The sequence below is a fragment of the Pantoea sp. X-Soil-YNGN-785 genome (assembly GCF_059730585.1).
Genome location: NZ_AP035942.1, coordinates 866,315 through 889,272, shown reverse-complemented (window position 1 = coordinate 889,272; position 22,958 = coordinate 866,315). Strand labels below are relative to the sequence as shown.

Annotated in this window: 23 protein-coding genes; 7 read left to right on the top strand and 16 right to left on the bottom strand. The window is 58.7% G+C overall.

From position 1 onward, the window contains the following. Positions 1-15 precede the first annotated feature (15 nt). The gene (locus AC6I8E_RS03950) at positions 16-1,083 is read left to right on the top strand and encodes a sugar ABC transporter substrate-binding protein (protein ID WP_098051390.1); all 1,068 of its coding nucleotides are present in this window, start codon (positions 16-18) and stop codon (positions 1,081-1,083) included. A gap of 36 nt (positions 1,084-1,119) precedes the next feature. Here AC6I8E_RS03950 and dinB read toward each other — a convergent pair whose 3' ends face one another. After that, entirely contained in the window at positions 1,120-2,175 is a 1,056-nt protein-coding gene (gene dinB, locus AC6I8E_RS03945) for a DNA polymerase IV (RefSeq protein WP_497824455.1), read from the bottom strand. A 244-nt stretch (positions 2,176-2,419) separates the two neighbouring features. On the opposite strand from dinB, the gene dpaA reads away from it, so the two are divergent. Next, positions 2,420-3,163, top strand: a complete 744-nt coding sequence (gene dpaA, locus AC6I8E_RS03940; RefSeq protein WP_033781979.1) for a peptidoglycan meso-diaminopimelic acid protein amidase — start codon at positions 2,420-2,422, stop codon at positions 3,161-3,163. Here dpaA and AC6I8E_RS03935 read toward each other — a convergent pair. Then, the gene (locus AC6I8E_RS03935; RefSeq protein ID WP_013356897.1) at positions 3,134-3,901 is read right to left on the bottom strand and encodes a class II glutamine amidotransferase; all 768 of its coding nucleotides are present in this window, start codon (positions 3,899-3,901) and stop codon (positions 3,134-3,136) included. The two genes, dpaA and AC6I8E_RS03935, sit on opposite strands and share 30 nt — an antisense overlap. Positions 3,902-3,952: 51 nt before the next feature. After that, positions 3,953-4,531: a D-sedoheptulose 7-phosphate isomerase gene (gene lpcA, locus AC6I8E_RS03930; RefSeq protein WP_013356896.1), complete on the bottom strand. Its 579-nt coding sequence runs from the start codon at positions 4,529-4,531 to the stop codon at positions 3,953-3,955. Between the two features lie 253 nt (positions 4,532-4,784). Between lpcA and fadE the strand changes: the two genes are divergently transcribed. Continuing rightward, positions 4,785-7,235: an acyl-CoA dehydrogenase FadE gene (gene fadE / locus AC6I8E_RS03925; protein ID WP_497824454.1), complete on the top strand. Its 2,451-nt coding sequence runs from the start codon at positions 4,785-4,787 to the stop codon at positions 7,233-7,235. Positions 7,236-7,554: 319 nt separating this feature from the next. On the opposite strand, the gene mtnK is transcribed toward fadE, so the two are convergent. Then, positions 7,555-8,754 (bottom strand): S-methyl-5-thioribose kinase, encoded by a 1,200-nt coding sequence (mtnK, locus tag AC6I8E_RS03920; protein WP_497824453.1) that lies wholly within the window; start codon positions 8,752-8,754, stop codon positions 7,555-7,557. 121 nt (positions 8,755-8,875) lie between these two features. Between mtnK and mtnA the strand changes: the two genes are divergently transcribed. Then, positions 8,876-9,898, top strand: a complete 1,023-nt coding sequence (gene mtnA, locus AC6I8E_RS03915) for an S-methyl-5-thioribose-1-phosphate isomerase (protein ID WP_013356893.1) — start codon at positions 8,876-8,878, stop codon at positions 9,896-9,898. Between the two features lie 55 nt (positions 9,899-9,953). On the opposite strand, the gene AC6I8E_RS03910 is transcribed toward mtnA, so the two are convergent. From AC6I8E_RS03910 to AC6I8E_RS03900, 3 genes are read right to left on the bottom strand one after another with little or no spacing between them, the layout of a single operon-like run. Further along, the gene (locus AC6I8E_RS03910) at positions 9,954-10,496 is read right to left on the bottom strand and encodes a 1,2-dihydroxy-3-keto-5-methylthiopentene dioxygenase (RefSeq protein ID WP_013356892.1); all 543 of its coding nucleotides are present in this window, start codon (positions 10,494-10,496) and stop codon (positions 9,954-9,956) included. A 1-nt stretch (position 10,497) separates the two neighbouring features. Next, positions 10,498-11,181 carry an acireductone synthase gene (gene mtnC, locus AC6I8E_RS03905; RefSeq protein WP_497824452.1) on the bottom strand — a complete coding sequence of 228 codons (684 nt, stop codon included), beginning with the start codon at positions 11,179-11,181 and terminating at the stop codon, positions 10,498-10,500. Continuing rightward, positions 11,178-11,792 (bottom strand): methylthioribulose 1-phosphate dehydratase, encoded by a 615-nt coding sequence (locus AC6I8E_RS03900; protein WP_497824451.1) that lies wholly within the window; start codon positions 11,790-11,792, stop codon positions 11,178-11,180. The genes mtnC and AC6I8E_RS03900 overlap by 4 nt, the downstream gene beginning before the upstream one ends. A gap of 305 nt (positions 11,793-12,097) precedes the next feature. Between AC6I8E_RS03900 and AC6I8E_RS03895 the strand changes: the two genes are divergently transcribed. Together AC6I8E_RS03895 and AC6I8E_RS03890 are read left to right on the top strand one after the other, a co-directional pair. Beyond that, on the top strand, positions 12,098-13,258 hold the full coding sequence (locus AC6I8E_RS03895) for a pyridoxal phosphate-dependent aminotransferase (protein WP_107319359.1): 1,161 nt from the start codon (positions 12,098-12,100) through the stop codon (positions 13,256-13,258). Beyond that, the gene (locus tag AC6I8E_RS03890; protein ID WP_061061691.1) at positions 13,246-14,013 is read left to right on the top strand and encodes an amidohydrolase; all 768 of its coding nucleotides are present in this window, start codon (positions 13,246-13,248) and stop codon (positions 14,011-14,013) included. The genes AC6I8E_RS03895 and AC6I8E_RS03890 overlap by 13 nt, the downstream gene beginning before the upstream one ends. Positions 14,014-14,024: 11 nt before the next feature. Here AC6I8E_RS03890 and uraH read toward each other — a convergent pair whose 3' ends face one another. The 9 genes from uraH to hpxU form a co-directional block, all read right to left on the bottom strand. Further along, positions 14,025-14,360, bottom strand: coding sequence for a hydroxyisourate hydrolase (gene uraH / locus AC6I8E_RS03885; RefSeq protein WP_013356887.1), 336 nt, complete (start codon positions 14,358-14,360; stop codon positions 14,025-14,027). Further along, positions 14,357-14,851, bottom strand: coding sequence for a 2-oxo-4-hydroxy-4-carboxy-5-ureidoimidazoline decarboxylase (gene uraD / locus AC6I8E_RS03880; protein WP_095707649.1), 495 nt, complete (start codon positions 14,849-14,851; stop codon positions 14,357-14,359). Before uraD ends, uraH begins: the two co-directional genes overlap by 4 nt. 2 nt (positions 14,852-14,853) lie before the next feature. Further along, positions 14,854-16,107 (bottom strand): allantoate amidohydrolase, encoded by a 1,254-nt coding sequence (gene hpxK / locus AC6I8E_RS03875; protein ID WP_497824450.1) that lies wholly within the window; start codon positions 16,105-16,107, stop codon positions 14,854-14,856. Continuing rightward, positions 16,104-17,339: a pyridoxal-phosphate-dependent aminotransferase family protein gene (locus tag AC6I8E_RS03870; protein WP_061061687.1), complete on the bottom strand. Its 1,236-nt coding sequence runs from the start codon at positions 17,337-17,339 to the stop codon at positions 16,104-16,106. Before AC6I8E_RS03870 ends, hpxK begins: the two co-directional genes overlap by 4 nt. A gap of 21 nt (positions 17,340-17,360) precedes the next feature. Beyond that, positions 17,361-18,092, bottom strand: a complete 732-nt coding sequence (locus AC6I8E_RS03865) for an amino acid ABC transporter ATP-binding protein (RefSeq protein WP_013356883.1) — start codon at positions 18,090-18,092, stop codon at positions 17,361-17,363. Further along, positions 18,073-18,732 (bottom strand): amino acid ABC transporter permease, encoded by a 660-nt coding sequence (locus AC6I8E_RS03860; RefSeq protein ID WP_497824449.1) that lies wholly within the window; start codon positions 18,730-18,732, stop codon positions 18,073-18,075. The genes AC6I8E_RS03865 and AC6I8E_RS03860 overlap by 20 nt, the downstream gene beginning before the upstream one ends. Then, positions 18,729-19,397 carry an amino acid ABC transporter permease gene (locus tag AC6I8E_RS03855; protein ID WP_013356881.1) on the bottom strand — a complete coding sequence of 223 codons (669 nt, stop codon included), beginning with the start codon at positions 19,395-19,397 and terminating at the stop codon, positions 18,729-18,731. The genes AC6I8E_RS03860 and AC6I8E_RS03855 overlap by 4 nt, the downstream gene beginning before the upstream one ends. Positions 19,398-19,407: 10 nt before the next feature. Continuing rightward, positions 19,408-20,193: a transporter substrate-binding domain-containing protein gene (locus AC6I8E_RS03850; RefSeq protein ID WP_147788604.1), complete on the bottom strand. Its 786-nt coding sequence runs from the start codon at positions 20,191-20,193 to the stop codon at positions 19,408-19,410. A 191-nt stretch (positions 20,194-20,384) separates the two neighbouring features. Further along, on the bottom strand, positions 20,385-21,224 hold the full coding sequence (hpxU, locus tag AC6I8E_RS03845; protein ID WP_013356879.1) for a MurR/RpiR family transcriptional regulator HpxU: 840 nt from the start codon (positions 21,222-21,224) through the stop codon (positions 20,385-20,387). 138 nt (positions 21,225-21,362) lie between these two features. Between hpxU and AC6I8E_RS03840 the strand changes: the two genes are divergently transcribed. After that, positions 21,363-22,949, top strand: coding sequence for a gamma-glutamyltransferase family protein (locus AC6I8E_RS03840; protein ID WP_497824448.1), 1,587 nt, complete (start codon positions 21,363-21,365; stop codon positions 22,947-22,949). Positions 22,950-22,958: the final 9 nt, after the last annotated feature.

Below are 22,958 nucleotides of genomic sequence, written 5' to 3'. Positions count from 1 at the left end.
CCGGAGTTGATAACAATGCAAAAAATAACACTCTCGCTGCTGGCCCTGAGCCTGCTGAACGCCAGCGCCGCCTTCGCGGACACCGTCACCCCGGTGCCTGCGGCAATCGCCAGCCATGATGGCCCGATTCGTATTGCGGTGATCCGCAACCTTGGCTCCGATGACAACACCACCCAGTTTGTTGCCGGTGCCATACAGCAGGGTCGCCAGCTGGGCTTTAAGGTCAGCACCTTTCTCAGCAACGGCGATGATGCGCGCTTTCAGGATTTCGTGAATCAGGCGATCAGCCAGAAATATGACGGCATCGTGCTGTCGCACGGCAAAGCACCCTACGCCAGCGGACTGGTAAAGCGTATTGCCGATGCCGGTATTAAGCTGTCCGTGTTTGATACCCCGGTGGATAACCCGATTCCTGGCGTCACCGTCACTGCGCAGGATGATGCTTCGCTGGCGCAGCTGTCGCTAGGTCAGCTTATCCACGACTTCAACGGTAAGGCGAACATCGTCAAGCTGTGGGTCGCCGGTTTCCCGCCGATGGAACGCCGTCAGGTCGTGTATGAAAAACTGCTGAAAGAGAATCCGGGCATTCACCAGCTGGAGTCGATTGGCGCCGTCTCTACGGACGTTCAGGGCGACACCGCCAACAAGATTGGCGCGATTCTGGCGAAATACCCGAAAGGCAAAATCGATGCCATCTGGGGCGCCTGGGATGCGTTCAGTCAGGGTGCTTACAAGGCGCTGCAGGAGAATGGTCGTACCGAGATTAAGCTCTACAGCATCGACGTCTCGAACCAGGATTTGCAGCTGATGCGCGAGAAAAACAGCCCATGGGTGCAGACGGTGGCGGTCGATCCTAAAACCATCGGCGCGGTGAATATGCGTCTGGTGGCGAAGAAGATTGCCGGTGAAGAGACGCCAGCGACGTATCAGTTTAAAGCCGCGTCGATCTCTCAGCAGCAGCTCAACAGTCAGCCTGGCGCGGTGAACGTTGCCTCGCTGAACAAGATCATTCCGGGCTGGGGCGGCAATGAAGATTTCATCGCACCGTGGTTTGCGACCCTTGAGGCGAAATACAAGAAGTAATCCGGCGTCAGCCTTGCCGACTGGTGAGGCTGACCGTTACAGACCCAGCAGCAGCTGACGCTGCAGCTGGGGATCCACCATGGTGACATGCAGTCCCACCAGCCGCACGCCACGCCCGGCGCGACGCTCATCCCAGGTTTTCCGGGCGATGGCAATCATGTCCTCTTTATTCAGCACCGGCCAGATATGCTCCTGGGTCGTCTGCTGAAAATCGCTGAACTTCAGTTTCACGCCCTGCCGCGCCACCTGCTTGTCCGGTCGAATCTGCGTCAGCCGGCGATCCAGTTCAGCATAGAGAAAGTCGATAATCTCCAGGCAGGCGTCCCAGTCGCTGATATCTTCCGCCAGCGTGCGTTCCACCCCCAGTGATTTACGCTCGCGCTCGACGATCACCTCACGATCATCAATGCCGTTGCTGCGTTCCCACAGCACCCGGCCAAACTTACCAAAGCGCTTCAGCAGCAGCGCTAAATCAGCCTTCTGTACGTCGCCACAGGTGACCAGCCCCATCTCCTCCAGCTTTTTGGCCGAGACCTTGCCGACACCGGGAATTTTCGCCAGCGGCAGGGACAGCAGAAAACCGGCCATCTCCTGCGGGGTAATTACATACTGTCCGTCCGGCTTATTCAGGTCCGAGGCGATCTTCGCCAGAAACTTAATTGGCGCGATACCCGCTGACGCGGTAAGCCCGGTTTCACGGAAGATGGTCGCACGGATTTCCTGCGCCATCAGCGTGGCGGAGCCGTGACAGTGCGGACTGTCGGTGACATCCAGATAGGCTTCATCGAGTGAGAGCGGTTCAATCAGCGGTGTGTAGCGGGTAAAAATGTCGCGAATCTGTGCGGAGGCTTCTTTGTAGGCGTCGAAACGACCTGGCAGCAGGCGCAGATGCGGGCATAACTTGAGGGCCATGCCGGTTGGCATCGCACTGCGCACGCCAAATTTGCGGGCCGGATAGTTAGCAGTGCTGATCACGCCACGGCGTTCGCGGCTGCCGCCAATGGCGATCGGGATATCGCGCAGCTGGGGATTATCACGCATCTCCACCGCGGCATAGAAGCAGTCCATATCGACATGAATGATTTTACGCATACCCCCTCCGGCACTGGATAAGTATACAGTTGGCAGGGGTAACTGCAATATTTGTCGGGCCCACAATTAAAGTTTACAAATTTGTGGCCGAATATCTTTCATTAAATCGCGAATCTGGCTGTCGGCGTCTTGCTAAAAAAACAGACAATGTTTAATGTTGCGCTGCGGTAGCGGACAGTTCCGATAATGCAAACAAAGACGCACATTTTGCGTCATGTTCTCTTCACCTCAAGGTATACACAGCATGGGCAAAATCGCACTCCTGTTTGCGATGATTTTACTGCCAGCCCTCAGCATGGCAATGACACCCGAACCCGTCTCAGCGGCACCGGTCAGCAAAGAATTAAAAAAGCAGTTACTCGGCACCCCGGTCTACATCCAGATCTTCAAGGAAGAACGCACGCTCGAACTCTACGGCAAAATCGGTAACGAATTCCGCCTGCTGGATACCTATCGCATCTGTAACTTTTCTGGCGGCCTCGGCCCGAAACGTCGTGAAGGCGATTTCAAAAGCCCGGAAGGTTTTTACAACGTGAAGCTGAATCAGCTGAAGCCGGATAGCCGCTTTTATCGCGCGATCAACATCGGCTTCCCGAATCAGTACGATCGTAATCAGGGGTATAGCGGCAACTACCTGATGATTCATGGCGACTGTAAGTCAATTGGCTGCTATGCCATGACCAACGCCTATATGGATGAGATTTTTACCTATGTGAACGCGGCGCTGCGTAACGGTCAGCAGGATGTTGGCATCAGCATCTATCCGTTCCGCATGACCGACAGCAACATGCAGCGTCACCGCTACTCCAGCGACGCCAGTTTCTGGCAGCAGTTGCAGCCGGGCTATGCGTACTTTGCGAAATATCACCAGCCGCCGATGGTCAATGTTACCAGCGGGAAATATGTGATGAACAGCAGCCCGGCACCGGTGTTAGCCAGTCCCGAAGCCGCTTCACGTTCATTCCTGGCGCTCTCCAAGGCAGAATAACGCCCATTCACCTGGCGCAATCCGCTGCCAGGTTTCATTGGCCGTCAGTGGCTGCGTAGCAATCACCGTCACCACGTCATGCGGCGTGGTGTGCTGCTGAAAATCAACCTCCACATCCTGATCCAGTAATTGCGCCCGGCCAAACGGTGCCCGGCGGGTGATCCAGAACAGGTTGGTGGAGCAGAAGGCCATCAGATAGCGGCCATCTGACAACAGCATGTTAAACACGCCCTTCTGCCGCAACGAACCGGCCAGCTCTCCGATAAAACGAAACACCGCAGGCCAGTTGCCCGGCGTGCGTGGATAGCGCGTCGCCAGCTGATGCAGGATCCAGCAGAACGCCTTCTCACTGTCCGTTTCACCCACCGGCCGGAATGTACCGGTCTCCAGCTGACGATAGCCCTTAAGCTGACCGTTGTGCGCATAGGTCCAGTTTCGCCCCCACAGCTCGCGGGTAAACGGATGGGTGTTTTCCAGCGACACCTGTCCGCGATTCGCCTGGCGGATGTGCGCCACCACCGAATGCGATTTGATCGGATACTCCTGCACCAGACGCGCAATCGGCGAGTTAAAGCTCGGCAGCGGATCTTTAAACGTACGACAACCTTTATCTTCGTAAAAGGTAATGCCCCAGCCATCTTTGTGAGGCCCGGTTCCACCGCCACGCTGAACCAGTCCGGTAAAGCTGAAACAGATATCCGTGGGAACATTGGCGCTCATCCCGAGCAATTCGCACATAGCCACCACCTCTGATTTTGAGGCCTCCCGTCAGGCGGGAGGCCCACGCTGTTACTTCACCATCTCTTTTTCGATCAGCAGCATCAGGATATGGATCACTTTAATGTGGATCTCCTGAATGCGATCGGCATAACCAAAGTGTGGCACGCGGATTTCAATATCGGCACTGCCTGCCATCTTACCGCCATCTTTACCGGTCAGGGTGATCACTTTCATCCCCTGCGCACGTGCAGCTTCAATCGCTTTAATAATATTGGCAGAGTTCCCGGAGGTTGAGAGGCCCAGCAACACATCGCCTGGTCGTCCTACCGCTTCCACATAGCGCGAAAAGACATAGTCATAACCAAAGTCATTACTGACGCAGGAGAGATGGCTGACATCTGAGATGGCAATCGCCGGATAGCCAGGACGATTTTCACGGTAGCGACCGGTCAGCTCTTCGGCGAAGTGCATGGCATCACAATGTGAACCGCCGTTACCGCAGGAAAGCACCTTGCCGCCCGCCTTGAAGCTGTCAGCCAGCAGCACCGCAGCACGTTGGATCGCATGAATATTGGCGTCATCGCTGAGGAATTTTGTCAGCGTATCAGCAGCTTCATTAAGCTCAGAGCGGATGATGTCCTGGTACATAGGGATGTCCTTTTTTAGGAGAGGTTAATCGCAGCAAGTTTAACGGAATGGCCGGTCAGCGCAAAGCGTCATGCCATGTCCGGCCAGGCAGTGGCGGCGATTAACATTGCCACAGTTGATGCAAAAATGGGCTAAAAACGGTTTTTGTGAGGCAGGTTGTAATTGCGATGTAAACAAATTGATAAATCCCGCCAACTACTCTAAACCTCTCTACACAACAGGTCAGACCTCTTACTTCCTGGAGCGGTTCATCATGATAATTGTTTCAATATTTGCCACGCTGGCGCTGATTGGCGCTCTGTTCTATCACCGCCTGTCGTTACGGCTCAGCAGCGCAATCCTGTTGCTGTGGACTGCCGCGATGGCTGTTGCTCACCTCTGGACGCCGTGGCTGCTGCTGCCGCTGGCGATCGTCCTGCTGCCATTTAACCTGCCGTCACTGCGCCGCAGCCTGTTTTCAAAACCGATCTTTCAGCGCTTCCAGAAGGTGATGCCGCCGATGTCGCGCACCGAGAAAGAAGCGATTGATGCGGGCACCACCTGGTGGGAAGGCGATCTGTTCCAGGGCAAACCGGACTGGCAGAAGCTGCACAACTATCCACAGCCGCGCCTCACCGCCGAAGAGCAGGCTTTTCTTGATGGCCCGGTCGAAGAAGCGTGCCGCATGGCTAACGATTTCCAGATCACCCACGAGCTGGCCGATATGCCGCCGGAACTCTGGGCCTATCTGAAAGAGCATCGTTTCTTCGCGATGATCATTAAGAAAGAGTATGGCGGACTCGATTTCTCCGCCTATGCGCAGGCCTGTGTGTTGCAAAAACTGTCTGGCGTCTCCGGGATTCTGGCGATTACCGTGGGCGTGCCTAACTCACTGGGTCCGGGCGAATTGCTGCAGCATTACGGCACCGAAGAGCAGAAAAATCACTATTTACCGCGGCTGGCACGCGGCGATGAGATCCCCTGCTTTGCGCTGACCAGCCCGGAAGCGGGTTCAGATGCCGGCGCAATCCCCGATACCGGCGTCGTCTGCATGGGTGAATGGAAGGGTCAGCAGGTGCTGGGCATGCGCCTGACCTGGAACAAGCGCTACATCACGCTGGCACCGATCGCCACCGTGCTGGGCCTGGCGTTTAAACTCTCTGACCCGGAGCATCTGCTCAGCGACAACGAGAATCCTGGCATTACCTGTGCGCTGATCCCAACGAATACCCCCGGCGTGGAAATTGGCCATCGCCACTTCCCGCTTAACGTACCATTCCAGAACGGCCCAACGCGCGGCAATAATATCTTTGTACCGATTGACTATATTATCGGCGGGCCGGAAATGGCCGGACAGGGCTGGCGGATGCTGGTGGAGTGTCTGTCAGTGGGCCGCGGCATTACGCTGCCTTCGAACTCAACCGGCAGCCTGAAAAGTGTGGCGCTGGCGACAGGTGCGTATGCCCATATCCGCCGTCAGTTCCGGGTTTCAATCGGTAAGATGGAAGGGATTGAAGAGCCGCTGGCGCGCATCGCCGGTAACGCTTACGTGATGGATGCGGCGGCCACGCTGATTACCGCCGGGATTATGCAGGGTGAAAAACCGGCGGTGCTGTCGGCGATTGTGAAATATCACTGCACCCATCGCGGCCAGCGCGCCATTATCGACGCCATGGATATTGCGGGCGGTAAAGGCATCATGCTCGGCAACAGCAACTTCCTGGCCCGTGCCTATCAGGGCGCACCGATCGCTATCACGGTGGAAGGCGCTAACATTCTGACCCGCAGCATGATTATCTTCGGACAGGGCGCGATTCGCTGCCATCCTTATGTGCTGCAGGAGATGGCAGCCGCCGCCAGCAACGATGTGAACGCGTTTGATCACGCGCTGTTCAGCCATATCGGTTATGTGGGCAGCAGCACCCTGCGCAGTCTGTGGCTGGGCTTAACCGCCGGACGTACCAGCGCCAGCCCGACCCGCGATGGCACCCGCCGTTATTACCAGCACCTGAACCGCATCAGTGCCAATCTGGCGTTGCTCTCTGATGTGTCGATGGCGGTACTGGGCGGCAGCCTGAAACGTCGCGAGCGTATCTCGGCGCGTCTGGGCGATGTGCTGAGCCAGCTCTATCTCGCTTCCGCGACGCTGAAACGCTATGACGATGAAGGCCGTAACGAAGCCGATCTGCCGCTGGTTCACTGGGGCGTGCAGGATGCGCTGCATCAGGCGGAAGTGGCTATCGACGATCTGCTGCGTAACTTCCCCAACCGTCTGGTGGCGGGCGCATTGCGGATGACCATTTTTGCTGGCGGTCATCACTGCCCTGCGCCATCTGATCGCCTGGATCATCAACTGGCAAAAATGCTGCAACAGCCGTCAGCTACCCGTAGCCGTCTGGGCCGTGGCATGTACCTGACGCCGAGCGAGCACAACCCTGCCGGTCAGCTGGAACAGGCGTTGCAGGATGTGATGGCGGCAGAAGTGATTCATGACAGGCTGTGCAAACAGACGAAGCAGCACCTCTCCTTTACCCGGCTGGACGCGCTGGCGAAGCGTGCGCTGGAGCAGGCCTGGATTGATGCTAAAGAGGCGGATGTGTTGCAGCGTGCTGAAGCCAGTCGTCTGCGGTCAATTAACGTTGATGAGTTTGAGCCGGAGGCACTGGCAGTACCGGTGCCGGAGAAAGCCCCTCAGCCTGCATCACGGGCGAGTGAGGCGGCATAGGATTAGCGTCTGCTCAGGGAGCATACGCCCTCCGTAAAGACGCAAAAACGCCATCCATGGCATGCTCAGCGCGGGCCATCCATGGCTCGCGATGCTTTACTCCAGGCGTATGCTCCCATCGCTTGAAGTTCAGCGCTCTTCATCAGGAGGGCGACACTATGCCAAATCAGGGGAAATCTGACCGCAATGATTAAGCCCAAAGCGCAGGGAACAGGGTCAGAAAAGGAAAGCATCCCGTGCTACGGGCCGGGCGAGCAAGGGAGGGCGTATGCTCCCTGAGCCAGTACTGCTTTACAGGCCGACATCACGTCGGCCTTTTTTATCCCGCCTGACGGATACGGGCAATCAGCGCATCCACGTCTTCTACGTGATCGGCGGCAAGAATCAGCGTGCGTCCCAGGTTAATCGCATTACGGATGCAGTCGGTACGCATTGCCGGATCGGCAATCAGCTTCATATCCGCCACATGTGACATCCCCACCGTGCGGCGAATCAGTTCCGTGCCGCAGTAACCGATGGTATCGGCCCACACTTTACGCAGAAACGCCGCCGCATAGCCTGGATAAGCCATCGCCTCATCGCGGGTTTTCTCAGCCGCCAGCGCCAGGAAGCCTGACGCAAAGGTCGTCCAGAGGGTGTGAACATCGCTGAGACGCTGCTCGCGTGCATCGGCAGCCTCACGCGGAGGTAGCAGCCCCGGCAGACCACAGTAGTTAATCAGCAGATTGCCGATAGCTGTGCCAATATCAAACCCGATGGGGCCAAAATAGCCAAATTCTGCATCAATCGCTTTCAGACTGCCGTCCGCAACGAAAATTGAGCCGCTGTGAATATCCCCATGCAGAAGCGCTTCAGCGTGGGCAAAGAAGCGATGTTTAAGGCCGCCCACCGCAATGCGTAACACATCATCATCACGCAGGCTGGCGACCAGCGGCTCAAGCGCCGCGGGATAGCTGTTGCGCTCATGGTTGGTGTAGGGATCGTTGAAGAAAAGATCTTCGGTGATTTCACACATTTCCGGATTAATAAAACGCGCCACTTCCGCTTTTTTCTGATGCGGATGCAGGATGAAATCGGAGGTATGGAACAGGGTTTGTGCCAGATAGTGACCTAACTGCTGAGCGGCTTCCGGGTAATAAGCGCCCTTCACCAGCTCGCTGCGCCAGATGCGATGGCTGGAGAGATCCTCCATCACCATTACCGCCAGATCCGCATCGTAATGCGTGATCTTCACCGTATGCTGCGGACAATATTTGTAGTGCTCGACCAGGGTCTGCGCTTCCAGCCGCGCCCGATCCAGCGTCAGCGGCCAGGACTCCCCCACGCAGCGCACATAGGGCAGTGCCTGCTTGACGATAACGCGACTATTGCCCTGATCGTCATAAATCTTAAACACCAGGTTAAGGTTGCCATCACCAATCTCTTCTGCGCTGCTCAGCGCGGCAGGATTGTCCACGCCGCCAAATTGTCGGGCATACTCCACAGCATCAGCAGCAGTAAAGGTACGGTATTGCGACATTGCCTGTTCCTCATCGTTCGAAGGGGGTCACTCAGGTGTAATAAGCCGTTCAGACGTCTATACATCCGTTCAGCATGTTGGCACAATACGCATCATTAACGCAACATGGATTTCACCCACAATGCAGACACTTCAAACCACCAGTTTACAGGTTCGTGACAATCAGCTCTGGATTCTGGATCAGCAGGCGCTGCCGCAGCAGAAAAACTGGCTGCCTGCGCACAGCGTGCCTCAGCTGGTTGAACATATTCATGCGCTGCGGGTGCGCGGTGCGCCGCTGATTGGTCTCTCCGCTTCGCTGTTGCTGGCGCTGCTGGCAGAACAGGGACTGACGCGCGCTGAACTGGCACAGGCGCTGGAGACGCTGCGCGCCGCCCGCCCTACTGCCGTCAACCTGATGAACAACCTGGATCGGATGAAAGTGGCGCTGGCTCAGCCGGACTTTGTCCCCGCGCTGGTTGAAGAAGCCTGGCGGCTGGTGCAGGAGGATAAGCAACTGTGCGACGCCATCGCAGACGCAGGTTGCACACTCGTAAAACCCAACAGCCAGTTGCTGACCCACTGCAATACCGGCGGGCTGGCCACTGCTGGCGTGGGCACCGCGCTGGGCGTTATTGCCCGCGCCCATCAGCAGGGGCTGGTTAAGAATGTCTGGGTGGATGAAACCCGCCCGCTGCTACAGGGTGGCCGGTTGACCGCCTGGGAGCTGGGCGAACTGGCGGTTCCTTACACGCTGATCACCGATTCCATGGCTGCCAGCCTGATGGCCCGTGGCGAGGTGGATGCGGTGTGGGTTGGCGCTGACCGCATTGCCGCCAACGGCGATGTCGCCAATAAGATTGGCACCTACAGCCTGGCCGTGCTGGCGCATTATCATCAGATTCCATTTTACGTGGCGGCTCCCCATACCACGCTGGATCGCAGCTGTCCTGACGGCGCAGCGATTCCCATCGAGCAGCGCGCCGCCAGCGAAGTGACAGGCGTGGCCGGCAGTTTTGGCAGCGTACAGTGGGCACCGGAAGCGGCGAAGGTTTACAACCCGGCGTTCGATGTCACGCCTGCCGCCCTGATCAGCGGCTGGGTACTGGATACCGGCGTGGTCACGCCTGACCAGGTACAGAACGGCATCTTCCAGCCGCAGTAACGTGCTGCGAGGCGTTTGCCGCTGATGGCAGACGCCTCGCACATCGGCTGAAAGATTACGCCAGACGCGGATAGGCATCCGCGATCTTGTCGCCGGTAAAGTTCGCTACCCAGCCTTCCTGATTATCGAAAATCCGAATCGCCGTGAAGTGCGGTGACGATCCCATATCGAACCAGTGCGGGGTGCCCGCGGGCACCGAGATCAGATCATTTTTCTCGCACAGGATCTGCAGGATCTCGCCATCCAGATGCAGGCAGAACAGCCCGGCCCCCTCGACAAAGAAACGCACCTCATCTTCGCCGTGCGTATGCTCATTGAGAAACTTCTCGCGCAGCACGGTTTTCTGCGGATTGTCGGCACGCATGCTGATCACGTCCCAGCTCTGATAGCCCTTCTCCGCCACCAGCCGATCGATCGCATGCTGATAGGCGTTGATCACCGTTTCGGCATCCGGGTTTTCACCCAAATCGCGATCGGCTTCCCAGCGTTCAAAACGGACGCCTTTAGCATTCAGACGGTCACGAATCGCTTCTGCGTCGGTGCTGTACCACACCGGCTGGCTGGCTTCGCGGTCGGTAAAAATAGTCAGTGCGCTCATCCTAAATCGACTCCGGGTTAATCTGGGAAAAATCCGTCACCTGACGATGGCGGCTCTCGTCATCCGCCTCGCCACGCAGTAATTGCAACGTCTGCCAGCCCGCCTCCGCGGCGGCATCCAGCTCCTGATGAATATCGGAGAGAAACAGCAGCTGCGCCGCTGGCTGACCAATTTCAGCGGCGATAGCGCGATAAGCCGTGACTTCACGCTTGGCGCCGACGTGGGTGTCAAAATAGCCGCTGAACAGGCCAGTAATATCACCTTCGTCGCTGTAGCCAAATAACAATTTCTGCGCCGCAACCGATCCGGAGGAATATACGTAAATTTCAATACCCTGTGCCTTCCAGCGGGTGAGTGCTGGGAGGACGTCGGGATAGAGATGACCGGTAAAACTGCCGTTCACGTAGCCGTCGCGCCAGATCATCCCCTGCAGCGCTTTCAGGCCGGTGGATTTGCGATCCTGGTCCATAAAGCCCAGCAGAATGTCCGTCACCCCGTCCAGATCGGCCTGCAGCTGACCGGCCTCTTCACGCACCGACTGCAGCGCCGCCGCCACCTCAGGCTGCTGCGCATTGTCACGCACGAAGTCCGGCAGGTGCTGGCGGGCATAGGGAAACAGGATGTTATGTACAAAGCGAATATCGCTGGTGGTGCCTTCGATATCAGTAACAATGGCGCGAATCATGCTTTCTCCAGCAGGCGACGTTGACGTTCACATTCGAATAAAAATTCCAGACCTTCCAGATGACGGCGGGCTTCGCTGACATCCCGGCCCCAGCAGGTTAAGCCGTGGCCGCGCAGCAGGAAGCCATAATGCAGCGGAAAGCGGGCGGCGTAATCTTCAATTTCTGACGCCAACGCCGCAATGTCCTGACTGTTGTCGAATACGGGAATCGCCAGCGTATCCAGATGGGTGTGCTGGCCACTTAACGATTTCTGCATCTCATAGCCGTGCAGCAGCAGCGCCGCGCCCTGCTCCACCCGCGACAGCACGGTCGAATTCACCGTGTGGGTATGCAGCACCGCACCCGCCTCGGGAAAAAGGCGATAGATCATCGTGTGCAGCCCGGTTTCAGCCGACGGCTTACGGCCAGAGAGCGACTGGCTGGTGGCAATGTCGACCTCGATAAAGTCATCCCGCGTCAGCGTGCCTTTATCTTTACCCGATTCACTCAGCAGGCAGACATGTTCATCGCGGCGCACGGACATATTGCCGCCGGTGGCGGGTGCCCAGCCTTTCGCCCCAATCCAGTGACAGGCAGCAACCAGCTGATCTAACGTAAGACTCTGCGACATAATGGTTCCTTGCGGTGAAATGAGATTCCGGGTAAGTACGCGTAGCCAACGCCGCCGACGCGTGGCTCATGACGCATGTAAATGCTAAATGATCCGCATCTCAGCAAGGCGGCAAGTGCGCGCATCCCCGGGAGCTTACATAAGTAAGTGACCGGGGTAAGCAAACGCGGCCAACGCCGCTGACGTGCGGAGCATGACGCATTTAGCCGTCTAAGCGTCTTGATTGCCAAATACTACCATCCTGTTTATAGTGGCACAAACCCCGGGTGACACCGCATCAATCTTCGCGCTTAAGGCCTGACACCATGACGCAGCACAACCTGATCCCCGAGAGCAAACTCCCTTTGCTCGGCACCACGATTTTCAGCCAGATGAGTGCGCTGGCGCAGCAGCATAACGCCATCAATCTCTCCCAGGGCTTTCCCGATTTCAGCGGCCCGGACTATCTGCAGCAGCGGCTGGCGTATCACGTCAGCCAGGGCGCGAACCAGTATGCGCCGATGACCGGTGCGCTGCCGTTGCGTGAGGCGATTGCAGAGAAAACCGCGCGGCTTTATGACTATCGTCCGGATGTGGAAACGGAAATTACGGTGACGGCGGGCGCGACCGAAGCGCTCTATGCGGCGATTACCGCGCTGGTGCGGCCGGGCGATGAGGTGATCTGCTTTGATCCCAGCTACGACAGTTATGCCCCTGCGGTGGAGCTGTCGGGCGGCGTGATGAAACGCATTACGCTGCAGCCGCCTGCCTTCCGGGTGGACTGGCAGGCATTTGCTGCGCTGCTGAGTGACAAAACCCGGCTGGTGATCCTGAATACGCCGCACAATCCTTCGGCCACCGTCTGGCAGCAGCAGGATTTCGCCGCGCTGTGGCAGGCGATTGCTCAGCACCCAATCTATGTGCTGAGCGACGAAGTGTATGAGCACATCTGTTTCGATGAGGCGGGCCACGCCAGCGTGCTGGCCCATCCTGAACTGCGCCAGCGCGCCATTGCGGTGTCATCGTTTGGCAAGACGTTCCACATGACCGGCTGGAAAGTGGGTTACTGCATTGCTCCTGCGGCGATTAGCGCTGAACTGCGCAAGGTGCATCAGTACCTGACCTTCTCGGTGAATACCCCGGCGCAGCTGGCAATTGCCGATATGCTGCGTGAGCATCCGGAACACTATTTTGAGCTGCCGGCGTTTTATCGTGACCGGCGCGATCGGCTGGCGACGGCGCTGAGCAACAGCCGCTTTAAGGTACTGCCCTGCGAAGGCACCTACTTTTTGCTGGTCGATTACAGCGCCATCTCCGATCTGGATGATGTCAGTTTCTGCCAGTGGCTGACCCGCGAAGTGGGCGTCGCCGCGATTCCGCTGTCGGTGTTCTGCGCCGATGCTTTCCCTCATAAACTGATCCGCCTCTGTTTTGCCAAACAGCCGGCGACATTAGATGCCGCCGCGGAGCGCTTATGTCAGCTTTGAAAATTACCGTTTTGCAGGAGACGCTGAGCTGGATGGATGGCGAGGCCAACCTGCGCCATTTTGATGCGCAGCTGGCCGGACTCACCGGACGCGATCTGATTCTGCTGCCGGAGATGTTTACTACCGGCTTTGCGATGGAGGCGGCGAAAAGCTCGCTGCCAGAGGCGCAGGTGGTTGAATGGCTGCATCGGCATGCCCGCCGCACCGATGCCCTGGTCGGCGGCAGCGCGGCGATTCAGACCGACAATGGCGCGGTTAACCGCTTCCTGCTGGTCGAGCCGGACGGCACGCTGCATCAGTATGACAAGCGTCACCTGTTCCGCATGGCGGATGAACATCACCACTATCTGCCCGGCGAACAGCGTCAGGTGTTTGAGTGGCGCGGCTGGCGCATTCTGCCGCAAATCTGTTACGACCTGCGCTTTCCGGTTTTCTCGCGCAACCGCAACGATTACGATCTGGCGCTCTATGTTGCCAACTGGCCAGCGCCACGTACGCTGCACTGGCAGGCGCTACTGTTAGCGCGGGCGATTGAAAATCAGGCTTATGTGGCAGGCTGTAATCGTGTTGGCAGTGACGGCAATCAGCATCACTACAGCGGCGACAGTCAGATTATTTCGCCGCAGGGCGAGATCCTCAGCGCGGCCGAGCCGCATCAGCGCGCCCGGCTGGATGCTGAGCTGTCGCTGGACGCGCTGAAGGCCTACCGCGAGCGTTTCCCGGCGTGGCAGGATGCGGATCGTTTTTCGCTGTAAACCACCGACGATTAGCTGCCGCGATAGGTTGACCACGACCAGGGTGAAATCAGAAACGGCAGATGGAAGTGGCTGCCCGCCTCGGCAATGACAAAATCGATCTGGGCGCTGACGTAGAGCGCATCCCGACCGGCAGCGGCAAAATAGTCGCCAATTTCCGCCGTTAAACGGTAATGGCCCGGCGTCAGCGGCTCGGGCGTCAGATCTTTCAGACGTCCGTCGCTGTCCGTTTCACCCTGTGAAATCGGAAACCACCCTTCCGGACTGTTCTGCTCCAGTGAAATCGCCACGGCGCTGGCCGGTTTGCCCAGCGCCGTGTCAAGAATATGGGTCGTCACGGTACTCATTGCATCATCTCCTTAAGGCGTAACAGGGTAATTTCACGCAGCTGATCCAGCGCCTCCTGCTGCTCGGCAATATCATCATTCTGCAACCGACGCTGCAACTCTGCCAGCATCTGCTCGCCGCTGCGCCCTTTAGCGCGTATCAGAAACACCCGGCCAAAACGTGCTTCATACGCCTGATTAGCCTGCTGCATCGCCCGTTGCAGGGCGTGATCGGCCTGCTGCATTGCAGACTGCTCGCCACGTGACAACGCGGCTTCCTTATCTGCGCCGTTCACGCGCTCACCGATGCGCGGATGTGCCGACAGGGCGGCCTCCAGTTCAGGCTGCTGCCACTGACGCGCCAGCGTATCGGCAGTAGCCAGTAATGCATCGGTGCTGGCAAAAGGCCGGGCCGCCACCAGCGCCTGCTGCCAGTGCGGGATCGCCACACAGTGCCGGATGGCCGCCTGCGCTTCGTCAGCGGAAAGCTGATTAAATGTGGCTAATTCCATGTTCAGCTCCGTCCGGCAATCAGCAAGACCGCCTGTAAATAGGCCTGCAGCGCAGGTGCCACATCGTCCACCGCCACCGACTCAGCCGGATGGTGACTGATGCCGCGATGGTTACGCACAAATAACATGCCGACCGGCCAGCGTTCAGCGATGGCGATAGCGTCGTGTCCGGCACCGCTCGGCAGCGACAGACTGCGACCCTGCACCGTTTCCACCGCATGGCTCAGCGCCTGTTGCAGCGCAGAGTCACAGGCGGTGGCACCGATGCGATAATATTCGTTCGATTCAAACTGAAGTCCACGGCGCAGAGCAATCGCCTCTGCCTGGGTTAACAGGCTGGAGAGCAGCGTCTCCAGCGGCGTGTCCAGCGGACCGCGTACGTCGAGTGACAGCGACACCTCGCCGGGGATGACATTCACCGCACCCGGCGCACAGTTAATCGTACCGACGGTAGCGACCAGCTGCGGGTCCTGCTCACGGGTGGTCTGCTCGATAAACACCATCCACTCGGCAGCGGCGGCCAGCGCATCTTTGCGGTGCGTCATCGGCACCGTGCCCGCATGGCCCGCTTCGCCGGTAAAACGGCAGTTGAGGCGGCGCGCACCGTTGATCGCCGTGACCACGCCCAGCGCCAGCTCCTCCTGCTCCAGACAGGGGCCCTGCTCAATGTGCAGCTCAAGATATCCGACGATGTCCTCAACCCGCCGCGCCGCAGATACGATCCTGTCGCTGTCGAGCCCGACATCGGTCATCGCCTGCGCCACGGTGATGCCGTTGCCGTCAGGATGCGTCACCCAGCTCTGCGGCCAGCTGCCGGTAATACCGCGACTGCCGAGCAGCGTAATGCCAAAACGGGTGCCCTCTTCGTCGCCGAAGCCAATCACCTCAATCGCCAGCGGCAGACGGCACTGATGTTCGTTAAGCCACTGCACGGTTTCAATGGCGCTGAGCACGCCCAGCATCCCATCATAGCGCCCGGCGTTGCGTACCGTGTCGAGATGCGAGCCGAGCAGCAGCGCAGGCGCACCCGCTTCTGCCGCCTCGTAGCGCCCACAGATATTGCCAACTTCATCCTGCCACACCTGCATTCCCGCCGCCTGCATCCACTCACCGACGCAGGCGTTAGCGCGCAGATGTTCTGGCGAGAGGTAGACGCGGGTCAGTCCCTCAGCCGTTTCGCTGATCGCGGCCAGCGTATCGCAGCGCGCCATCACGCGCTGTGCCGCGACCTGGGCTTCGCTGGCGCTCATCATCATGCGTGGCTCCCGTAGTGATCCCACGCGGCCTGTGCGGCGGCACCCTGCGGCGTGCGGTAGCCGACGTAGGTCAGCACCGTTTCCAGCGCCGACAGGGTCTGCATCACGCAATCTTTACGCGCGTTGTAGCCCATGGTGCCGATGCGCCAGACCTTGCCATGCAGCGGACCAAATGAGGTGCCAATCTCAATGCCAAAATCTTCCAGCATCAGCTTGCGCACCTGATCGCCATTCACGCCGGACGGGATCATCACGCCCAGCACGTTGTTCATTTTGTTTTTCAGATCGCCGAAGGTCTCCAGCCCCATCCCCTGAATGCCTTTCAGCATCGCTTCGCCATGCAGTTTGTGGCGGGCGATGCCGTTATCCAGCCCCTCCTGCAGGATCAGACGGGCGCATTCGCGCGCGCCAAACAGCGCACTGGTCGCTTCGGTGTGATGGTTGAGCCGCTCCGGGCCCCAGTAATCCATGATCATGCCGAGATCAAAATAGTTGGAGTAGATCATCTCCTCTTCGCCATCCTGATGCGCTTCGGTGCGGATCCCCTGCTCTACGCATTTGCGTTTGCGGATCACCGCTTCCATCTCTGCGCTCAGGGTGACCGGCGAGGTGCCCGATGGCCCGCCCAGGCATTTCTGCATCCCCGCCGACACCGCATCCAGTCCCCAGGCGTCCGTTTCCAGCGCGTTACCCGCCAGCGACGCGGTCGCATCGGTGTAGAACAGCACGCCATACTGTTTGCAGATTGCGCCCAGCTGCTCCAGTGGTTGCAGCATGGTGGTCGACGTGTCGCCCTGCACGGTCAGCAACAGACGCGGTCGCACTTTTTTGATCGCATCTTCAATCTGGTCCGGGGTAAAGACTTCGCCCCACGGCACTTCAATGGTGTGCACGTCCGCACGACAGCGGCGGGCAATTTCGCACAGCAGATGACCGAAACGGCCAAACACCGGTACCAGCACTTTGTCACCAGGGCGAATAGACGACAGCAGAATCGCTTCGATACCGGCACGTGACGTGCCATCGATCAGCAGCGTCCAGCGGTTTTCGGTGCGGAACACGCCGCGATAGAGCGCCATCACTTCGTTCATGTAGTGGGTCATCGCAGGATCGTACTGACCCAACAGCTGACTCGACATGGCGCGCAGCACACGGGGATCGGCGTTGATCGGCCCCGGTCCCATCAGCAAACGCTGTGGCGGATTGAGTTGCGGGAATTGTGTTATATCCATCATCATTTCCTTTTCTAAGACTCAGAGACGAACCGAAGAAATAAACTGCTTCAGCTCCGCCGTCTGCGGCTGGGCGAACAGCGTTTTACTGTCGCCCTGCTCCCAGACGCGCCCCTGATGCATAAAGACCACCCGATCGCCCACGTCGCGGGCGAAGTTCATTTCATGGGTGACGAGGATCAGCGTCATGCCCTCTGCCGCCAGCTGCTCCAGAACCTTGAGCACTTCGCCCACCAGTTCAGGATCGAGCGCGGAGGTAATCTCATCACAGAGTAAAACTTTCGGCGTCATCGCCAGCGCACGGGCGATCGCCACGCGCTGCTGCTGCCCGCCGGAGAGGCTGGCAGGATAGTAGTTAAGGCGTTCGCCCAGTCCGACCTTCTCCAGCATCTGTGCCGCCAGCGCCCGGCACTCGGCCTCGCTTTTCTTCAGCACGCGGCGCGGTGCCAGCATGACGTTCTCCAGCGCTGTCATGTGCGGGAACAGGTTGAAGCTCTGAAACACCATCCCGACCGAGCGGCTGATTTCACGCGCCTGCGAATCGCGGTCGGTGATCGTCATCCCGCCGAGCTTGATGCTGCCCTCCTGATAGCCTTCCAGCCCGTTCATACAGCGCAGCAGCGTGCTTTTACCCGATCCGCTGCGACCGATGATCGAGATCACCTCGCCCATGTCGATATCCAGATCCACGCCTTTCAACACATGGTTGTCGCCGTAATATTTTTGCACCTGATTAATGGTGATGAGCGGCATTGAATTTTTTCTCCAGATACTGGCTGTAGCGAGACAGCGGATAACACATCAGGAAGTAGCCCAGCGCCACCAGCCCAAAGACTTTAAACGGCTGATATGTGACGTTGTTGAGAATGGTGCCCGCCTTGGTCAGCTCGATGAAGCCGATAATCGACGCCAGCGCGGTGCCCTTGATCACCTGCACGGCGAATCCCACCGTCGGGGCGATACCGATGCGGATCGCCTGCGGTGCCACCACCCGCCACAGCGTCTGACCAAAGGTCAGGCCGAGGCAGCGCGACGCTTCCCACTGCCCTTTCGGCAGGGCGCGGATGCTGCCGTACCAGATGTCCACCAGAAAGGCGCTGGTGTAGAAGGTCAGCGCCAGTGAGGCGGCGGTCCAGGGGGCGACATCGATCCCAAACAGGCCGACGCCGAAAAATGCCAGGAACAGCTGCATCAGCAGCGGCGTGCCCTGAAACAGCGCGGTGTAACCGCGTATCAGGCGCGTCAGCCATTTACGCTGCAGCAGCCGCATAAACAGCAGCGGCAGCGTCACCAGCGTGCCGCCAACAAAGGCCACCAGCGACAGCAACAGGGTCCAGCGCGCCGCCAGCAGCAGGTTGCGCAGAATGTCCCAGTCGGTAAAGGTCGTCGTCATGATGGCTGCACTCCAAACCATTTACGGCCAATCGCCAGCAGCAGATGGCGCATCGCAATCGACAACGCCAGATAGATCAGCGTGGTCACCAGATAGACCTCAAAACTTAAGAAGGTGCGCGACTGGATCAGGTTGGCGGCGAAGGTCAGCTCCTCATAGGAGACCTGCGACACCACCGACGAGCCCAGCATCACGATGATGCACTGACTCACCAGCGCCGGATAAATGCGCTGCAGCGCAGGCGGCAGCACGACCCGCAGAAAAGTCTGGCTGCGGGTTAATCCCAGCACCCGTCCCGCTTCCCACTGCCCTTTGGGCGTCACCTGAATCCCGGCGCGGATAATCTCGGTGCTGTAGGCGCCAAGGTTAATCAGCATCGCCAGCAGTGCCGCCTCACCCGCAGTGAGTTTCAGCCCCAGCGCAGGCAGACCGAAAACGATAAAGAACAGTTGCACCACAAACGGCGTATTGCGGATCAGCTCGACATAGATGCCCCACAGACGGCTCATCCAGCTCGGTTTGCCGCTGCGCAGCGCCGCGCCCGCAATGCCGAGCGCCACGCCACCGGTGGTCGCCAGCACCGTCAGCTGGATGGTGACCCACAGACCGGAGAGCAGCTCCGGCCAGTAGGGCCACAGGGCGGGAAAGTTAAGTTGCCCGATCATGAATCCGTCCTCAGGCGCCGAGGTTCGCAGGCAGCGGTGCTTTCAGCCACTCTTCAGAGAGTTTATTCAGCGTGCCGTCTTTAATGCCCTGCTCAATCAGCTCATTCACTTTCGCTTTCAATGCAGGCTCATCTTTTTTCAGGCCGATATAGCAGGGTGAATCTTTCAGCATAAACTGCGCCACAGGCGCTTTGGCCGGATTCTGGCGCGCAATCGCGGCGACGACCAGGTTACCGGTTGCGACATACTGCACCTGACCAGAAAGATACGCAGACAAGGTGGTGTTGTTATCTTCGTAGCGTTTCACCTGCGCATCTTTCGGGGCCACTTCGCTGAGCACCATATCTTCTACCGCACCGCGCGTGACGCCAATCGACTTGCCGCTCAGAGCCGACGCCGCTTTGATTTCATCGCCCTTCGGACCGAAGACGCCCAGGAAGAACGGCGCATAGGCACGGGTGAAGTCGATCACTTTCTCACGCTCGGCGTTTTTACCCATGCTGGAGATAACCAGATCGACCTTGTCGGTTTGCAGATAAGGCACGCGGTTGGCACTGCTGACCGGCACCAGCTGCAACTTAAGTTTCATCTGTTTCGCCAGGTATTTTGCCGTGTCGATGTCATATCCCTGCGGCTGCAGGTCAGTGCCGACCGAGCCAAACGGTGGAAAATCCTGCGGCACGGCAACACGGATGACGCCGCGCTTCTGGATATCCTGCAGTTGATCGGCCAGCGCGCTGCCCGTTTGTGCCATCAGTAATGCCGCTGTCGCTACCGCCATCAAAGCTTTTTTCATTATGCACCCCGGTGAGATTAACGTGAAACAAAAGATTCTTTAACAAGCAATCTGCAACTAATGTGCCAATCCGGATAGCAACAGAAAAAGGGTTAAGCGGCAGAGAGTTCAACGGAAATCCGGCGTAATCGGGGCAATCACGCCGGGGAAGTGGTGTTCTGAAATGGGGCAAAGCACCAAAACGGTGCCTGTTAACGGTGCTCCAGCTCGTCAAACTGCTGGTAAAGGTCGGCGATCTGATGAATACGCTGACGTCCCTGTGCCAGCATTTCATGCAGCAGCGCATTGGCGATCAGATTAACCAGACTCATGGCGGCACTGTAGCTGTCGAAGGCGGAAACACTGTCGAGTGGCGTACAGAGCTGCCAGCGCGCCAGCGCAATCACCGTCTGCGCCTGCGGCTCACACAGTGCCAGCATCGGGACACCGGCAGCCTGCAGCTGCTGCATCAGCGGACGAATGATGCGCGCACGACGACGAAACGCCATCACGATCACCATGTCGTCCGGCGTGATATCCACCAGCTCCTCAGCCAGCGTCTGGCCCGGCTGCGGCAGGATATGCACCTGTGAACGCGCCTGCACCAGCTGCTGGCGCAGATGGAGCGCCACCGGATAGGCGTTGCGCATGCCGATGATAAACACGCGCTTAGCCTGCGCCAGCTGCTGAATCACCTCATTAAAGTGTCGGGCATCCAGGCTGTTTACCCACTGCGTCAGATTAGCCATCTCCTGCTTGTAGTGGCGCGCCAGCAGCGTATTGCCCTGCACCGCATCACGGTTATCGGTCAGCGGCATGCCGCTCTGCCGCAGGATGCGAAGCTCATCACGCATATCCTTGTACTTCTCATAGCCCAGACGCTTAAACAGTCGACTGACCGTGGCTTTCGACACGCCACTGAGCCGCGCCAGCTCGGCGCTGTTGTAGCTGATCAGGTCATCGAAGTGGTCAAACACGAAGTCGGCAATACGCTGCTCCTGCGGAGAGAGCTGGGGATAGTGACTTCTGAGTCGTTCATCAAGCTGTTTCATAAGGCGTCCTGTAACTTTTGTTTCAGCAGAAGCTAGCACAATTTACGCCAGGTTAACCGGCGCATTGTCAGCTGAGCATGAAAACTGGAACAGCTCTTGCTTTGTTATGGGTTCTGTCACCCGGATAACGAGAAAAAGATGATTCAAAGCAATATGGCCCCGCAGGGGATGGCGGTGACGCCACACCATCTGGCGAGTGAAAGTGCGCTCGCGGTGCTGCGCGATGGCGGTAATGCCATTGAAGCGATGGTGGCTGCTGCCGCAACAATCGCCGTGGTCTATCCGCACATGAACGGACTGGGCGGCGATGGCTTCTGGCTGATTCTGCCGCCTGGCGGCGATCCGGTCGCTATCGACGCCAGCGGCGCAGCCGGTTCACTGGCTCACCGCGATTTTTACGCCGATCACCCGAAGATCCCACATCGCGGGCCGAAAGCGGCGCTGACGGTGGCCGGTACGGTCAGCGGCTGGCAGGAGGCACTGACGCTCTCTGCAGAGATAGGCACCCCGCCACTGCCGCTGGCCCGTCTGCTGCGGGATGCGATTCGCTACGCCGCCGACGGGATTCCGGTGACCGCCTCACAGACCGCCGCGACCACGAACTTCCTGAGTGAGTTGCAGCATCAGCCCGGCTTTCGTGCCCATTTTATGCCCGACGGCGATGTGCCGCAGCCGGGCAGCCGTTTTACCCAGCCCGCGCTGGCGAACACCCTGAGCCAGCTCACCGAAGAGGGACTCGACAGCTTTTATCGCGGCCCGCTGGCTCACCATATGGCCGGTGAGATGGCGACGCTGGGCATGCCGGTGACGCTGGCCGATCTGCAGCAGCATTACGCTCGTCGCACAACGCCGCTGCATCTCGCCCACAGCGAAGGCGACATCTGGAATATCGCTCCGCCAACCCAGGGCGTCGTGTCGCTGGCGATCCTCGGCATCACCGATCGGCTGGAGATGACGGAGGCTGACGACGCGCAGACGGTGCACCGCATCGTGGAAGCCACCAAAAAAGCCTTTGCGCTGCGCGACAAACACATCACCGATCCGCGTCACGTCACCGAAGATGTGCAGGCGCTGCTGGATAGTGATCATCTCGATACGCTCGCCAGCCAGATCGCCGATGGCGAGGCCGCCGCCTGGGGCAGCGGACGCGGACCGGGCGATACGGTCTGGATGGGCGTAATGGACAGCAGCGGCCTGGCTGTTTCCTTTATTCAGAGCATTTACCACGAGTTTGGCAGCGGTGTGGTGCTGCCTGGCACGGGCATCACCTGGCAGAACCGGGGCGCTGCGTTCAGCCTCGACCCTGACCATCTGCTGGCGCTCGCGCCCGGTAAGCAGCCGTTTCATACCCTCAATCCCGCCGCCGCGCGGCTGAAAGATGGCCGGACAATGGTGTATGGCGCGATGGGCGGAGATGGGCAGCCGCAGACTCAGGCGGCGATTTTTACCCGCCATGTGATTCAGGGGCTGCCGTTACAGCAGGCGGTCAGTGCACCGCGCTGGCTGCTGGGCCGGACCTGGGGGCAATCGTCCGACTCATTAAAACTGGAAGGCCGCTTTGACGACGAAACGGTATTGATGCTGCGTCTGTGGGGACATGAGGTGGAACGGCTGCCGGACTTCAGCGAATCCGTAGGTCATGCGGGCGCGATTGTGCGTCACAGCAACGGCATGTTTGAGGGCGCAAGCGACCCGCGTAGTAACGGCAGCGCTGCCGGTTTTTAACAGGAGCGA

What these genes read in the sequence shown, in the direction of transcription:
- AC6I8E_RS03860 (WP_497824449.1), bottom strand. Translation starts at nt 18,732, where the DNA reads ATGACGACGACCTTTACCGACTGGGACATTCTGCGCAACCTGCTGCTG.
- hpxU (WP_013356879.1), bottom strand. Translation starts at nt 21,224, where the DNA reads ATGAAACAGCTTGATGAACGACTCAGAAGTCACTATCCCCAGCTCTCT.
- AC6I8E_RS03895 (WP_107319359.1), top strand. Translation starts at nt 12,098, where the DNA reads ATGACGCAGCACAACCTGATCCCCGAGAGCAAACTCCCTTTGCTCGGC.
- dinB (WP_497824455.1), bottom strand. Translation starts at nt 2,175, where the DNA reads ATGCGTAAAATCATTCATGTCGATATGGACTGCTTCTATGCCGCGGTG.
- lpcA (WP_013356896.1), bottom strand. Translation starts at nt 4,531, where the DNA reads ATGTACCAGGACATCATCCGCTCTGAGCTTAATGAAGCTGCTGATACG.
- AC6I8E_RS03950 (WP_098051390.1), top strand. Translation starts at nt 16, where the DNA reads ATGCAAAAAATAACACTCTCGCTGCTGGCCCTGAGCCTGCTGAACGCC.
- AC6I8E_RS03935 (WP_013356897.1), bottom strand. Translation starts at nt 3,901, where the DNA reads ATGTGCGAATTGCTCGGGATGAGCGCCAATGTTCCCACGGATATCTGT.
- AC6I8E_RS03855 (WP_013356881.1), bottom strand. Translation starts at nt 19,397, where the DNA reads ATGATCGGGCAACTTAACTTTCCCGCCCTGTGGCCCTACTGGCCGGAG.
- mtnA (WP_013356893.1), top strand. Translation starts at nt 8,876, where the DNA reads ATGCAGACACTTCAAACCACCAGTTTACAGGTTCGTGACAATCAGCTC.
- AC6I8E_RS03870 (WP_061061687.1), bottom strand. Translation starts at nt 17,339, where the DNA reads ATGGATATAACACAATTCCCGCAACTCAATCCGCCACAGCGTTTGCTG.
- fadE (WP_497824454.1), top strand. Translation starts at nt 4,785, where the DNA reads ATGATAATTGTTTCAATATTTGCCACGCTGGCGCTGATTGGCGCTCTG.
- AC6I8E_RS03910 (WP_013356892.1), bottom strand. Translation starts at nt 10,496, where the DNA reads ATGAGCGCACTGACTATTTTTACCGACCGCGAAGCCAGCCAGCCGGTG.
- mtnC (WP_497824452.1), bottom strand. Translation starts at nt 11,181, where the DNA reads ATGATTCGCGCCATTGTTACTGATATCGAAGGCACCACCAGCGATATT.
- dpaA (WP_033781979.1), top strand. Translation starts at nt 2,420, where the DNA reads ATGGGCAAAATCGCACTCCTGTTTGCGATGATTTTACTGCCAGCCCTC.
- AC6I8E_RS03865 (WP_013356883.1), bottom strand. Translation starts at nt 18,092, where the DNA reads ATGCCGCTCATCACCATTAATCAGGTGCAAAAATATTACGGCGACAAC.
- uraH (WP_013356887.1), bottom strand. Translation starts at nt 14,360, where the DNA reads ATGAGTACCGTGACGACCCATATTCTTGACACGGCGCTGGGCAAACCG.
- AC6I8E_RS03890 (WP_061061691.1), top strand. Translation starts at nt 13,246, where the DNA reads ATGTCAGCTTTGAAAATTACCGTTTTGCAGGAGACGCTGAGCTGGATG.
- hpxK (WP_497824450.1), bottom strand. Translation starts at nt 16,107, where the DNA reads ATGATGATGAGCGCCAGCGAAGCCCAGGTCGCGGCACAGCGCGTGATG.
- uraD (WP_095707649.1), bottom strand. Translation starts at nt 14,851, where the DNA reads ATGGAATTAGCCACATTTAATCAGCTTTCCGCTGACGAAGCGCAGGCG.
- AC6I8E_RS03900 (WP_497824451.1), bottom strand. Translation starts at nt 11,792, where the DNA reads ATGTCGCAGAGTCTTACGTTAGATCAGCTGGTTGCTGCCTGTCACTGG.
- mtnK (WP_497824453.1), bottom strand. Translation starts at nt 8,754, where the DNA reads ATGTCGCAATACCGTACCTTTACTGCTGCTGATGCTGTGGAGTATGCC.
- AC6I8E_RS03850 (WP_147788604.1), bottom strand. Translation starts at nt 20,193, where the DNA reads ATGAAAAAAGCTTTGATGGCGGTAGCGACAGCGGCATTACTGATGGCA.
- AC6I8E_RS03840 (WP_497824448.1), top strand. Translation starts at nt 21,363, where the DNA reads ATGATTCAAAGCAATATGGCCCCGCAGGGGATGGCGGTGACGCCACAC.